Genomic DNA, 2,526 nt, shown 5'->3' on the forward strand with positions numbered 1-2,526 from the left:
GTTCTGCAACCAGGAAAGGCCAAACATGATCCCCAGCACCACCAGGGAGATCAGAATCGAGTATTTCAAACGTTGCGACTGAGTCATTGCAGGTTCCTGAATCTGAAAATGTATCCGGTTTGTATCGATACGCATGCCAAGTGCCTACCCTGTTTCGGGGATAAACAACTACGAGCGGGGGTCTCATGTTACAGCCGATGAAGAGTTTTGGCTTCATAACGGCGATAACCATGAGGACTTTCACATGTTGCGTCGAATCACATTGCTGATGCCTCTGCTGGCCATCCTGACCTTGAGCGGTTGCATTGTTTACCCCTACGGGGGCTGGCACCACCATCACCACTACGACCATCGCGGACCGGGTTACTACCAACATCGTTAACAGCCATTCAACGTCCTGAATCCTTTCGATAGAAGTCATTGCCGGGCTGGGCACACAGCTCCACCAGCCAATCGACAAACACACGCACCCGCCGGGATAACTGGCGGTGCGGCGGATAAAGCGCCGTCATCGGCATGCCCGGTGGCGGCACTTCTCCAAGCACTTCACACAAGCATCCCTCCTGCAGTTGCCGCGCCACGTGATAGTACGGCGTCTGCACCAGACCATATCCGGCCTCGCACGCTGCCAGATAACCATCGGCACTGTTGACCGCCACCTGCTTGGGCAGATCGACCGACCGCACCTGGCCATCCACGACAAACTCCAGCCCATAGCGTTTTGCGTTGCTGGAGATGTACTCGACCATCCGGTGCCCGTCCAGGTCGTCCAAGGTATGGGGCGTTCCGTGCCGCTGCAGGTAGTCGGGACTGGCACAGGTCACCTGATCCATCATCACCAGCGGCCGTGCCACCAGCGAATCGTCCAGCGGCGAGCCTCCGCGCAACACACAATCGACACCTTCGCGAATCAGGTCCACCGGCCGGTCATTCAAACCTATTTCCAGCTCGATCAAGGGATAGCGGGCCGTGAATTGCGGCAGCGCCGGAATCACTACCAGGCGCCCCACTCCCGCCGGCATGTCCACCCGCAACAGCCCCTTGGGATTGTGGCGTGCAGCACTGAACACCGCTTCAGTCTCTTCAAGATCCGCCAGCAAGCGCACGCAACGCGGGTAATAGGCCGCACCGTCGAGCGTCAGGCTGATCTGCCGCGTGGTGCGTTGCAGCAGTTGTACCCCCAGATGTGCCTCCAGTTGCTTGATCAGGATGGTCACCGAGGCCCGGGGCAATTGCAGGCTGTCGGCGGCCCTGGCAAAGCCACCCAACTCGACGATTCGGGTAAAGACGCGCATGGCGTTGAAACGGTCCATTGCTGGCTCCACCGGCAGATTGTTTAGATTTAACGAATAGTGATAGCCGATTTAGCCGGTTTATCTAGTTTCTGTCGAGACGAACAATAGCGACTCACTTCACAGGGAGCTGATTTCATGCACACACGTCAATTGGGAAAAAACGGTCCGCAGGTGTCGGCCATCGGCCTGGGCTGCATGGGCATGACCGACTTCTACACCACCGGCACGGATACCCGCGAAGCCACGGCCACCCTGCATCGCGCGCTGGAACTGGGCGTCAACCTGCTCGATACCGCCGATATGTACGGCCCGCACACCAATGAAGAACTGATTGGCAAGGCCATTGCCGGCAAGCGCGACCAGGTGTTCCTGGCCAGCAAATTCGGGATCGTCCGCGACCCGGCCAACCCCACCGCCCGGGGCGTCAACGGTCGGCCGGACTACATTCGCCAATCCATCGATGGCAGCTTGAAACGCCTCGGCGTGGAGACCCTCGACCTGTATTACCAGCACCGAATCGACCCACAGGTGGCTATCGAGGAAACCGTCGGCGCCATGGCCGAACTGGTCAGTGCCGGCAAGGTGCGTTACCTGGGATTGAGCGAGGCATCGGTGGCGACCCTGGAACGGGCGCACAAGGTTCATCCGATCAGTGCGTTGCAAAGTGAATATTCATTGTGGAGCCGTGACCAGGAAGAAAACGGTTGCCTGGCGGCCTGCCAGCGTCTGGGCGTCGCCTTTGTGCCCTATAGCCCGTTGGGCCGAGGCTTTCTGACCGGCGCTTTGAAAAGCCCGGATGATTTCGCGGCGGACGATTATCGTYGCTTCAGCCCGCGCTTCCAGGGCGAAAACTTCGCGAAAAACCTGCTGCTGCTGCAACAGGTACAAGCGCTGGCGGCAGAAAAAGGCGTGACGGCGGGCCAACTGGCGCTGGCGTGGGTGCTGGCCCAGGGTGATTACCTGATTCCGATTCCGGGCACCAAGCAACGTAAATATCTGGAAGAAAACGTGGCTGCTCTGGATGTGACGCTGAACGCCGAAGAACTGCACGCGCTGGAAGCGATCTTTCCGGCGAATGCCACCGCAGGCCTGCGTTATCCGGAAGAAGTCATGAAACTGCTCGACCGCTAAGGGTCACCGGCCCGTTCGATGAACCGGGCGGGCCGGGCAACATTCCAACCTGACGATTTTGTAATGCATCCCTCATCAGCCTGACAGCGTTGATCTACGA

At 58.8% G+C, this 2,526-nt stretch carries 3 protein-coding genes; 2 read left to right on the plus strand and 1 reads right to left on the minus strand.

All coding sequences use genetic code 11. The features are described 5' to 3' along the window. Nucleotides 1-244: 244 nt before the first annotated feature. On the plus strand, nucleotides 245-382 hold the full coding sequence (locus tag ACXRVY_RS23860; protein ID WP_178086788.1) for a hypothetical protein: 138 nt from the start codon (nucleotides 245-247) through the stop codon (nucleotides 380-382). 7 nt (nucleotides 383-389) lie between these two features. On the opposite strand, the gene ACXRVY_RS23865 is transcribed toward ACXRVY_RS23860, so the two are convergent. Beyond that, complete coding sequence (locus tag ACXRVY_RS23865; protein WP_223463111.1) at nucleotides 390-1,313, minus strand: LysR family transcriptional regulator; 924 nt, start codon at nucleotides 1,311-1,313, stop codon at nucleotides 390-392. Nucleotides 1,314-1,430: 117 nt separating this feature from the next. Between ACXRVY_RS23865 and ACXRVY_RS23870 the strand changes: the two genes are divergently transcribed. Beyond that, entirely contained in the window at nucleotides 1,431-2,426 is a 996-nt protein-coding gene (locus ACXRVY_RS23870) for an aldo/keto reductase (protein ID WP_458238414.1), read from the plus strand. Nucleotides 2,427-2,526 lie beyond the last annotated feature (100 nt).

Source organism: Pseudomonas sp. P5_A2_2, from assembly GCF_054177685.1.

Bases quoted from the DNA above. Each gene is read 5' to 3' on its own strand.
- ACXRVY_RS23860 (WP_178086788.1), top strand. From the start codon at position 245: ATGTTGCGTCGAATCACATTGCTGATGCCTCTGCTGGCCATCCTGACC.
- ACXRVY_RS23865 (WP_223463111.1), bottom strand. From the start codon at position 1,313: ATGGACCGTTTCAACGCCATGCGCGTCTTTACCCGAATCGTCGAGTTG.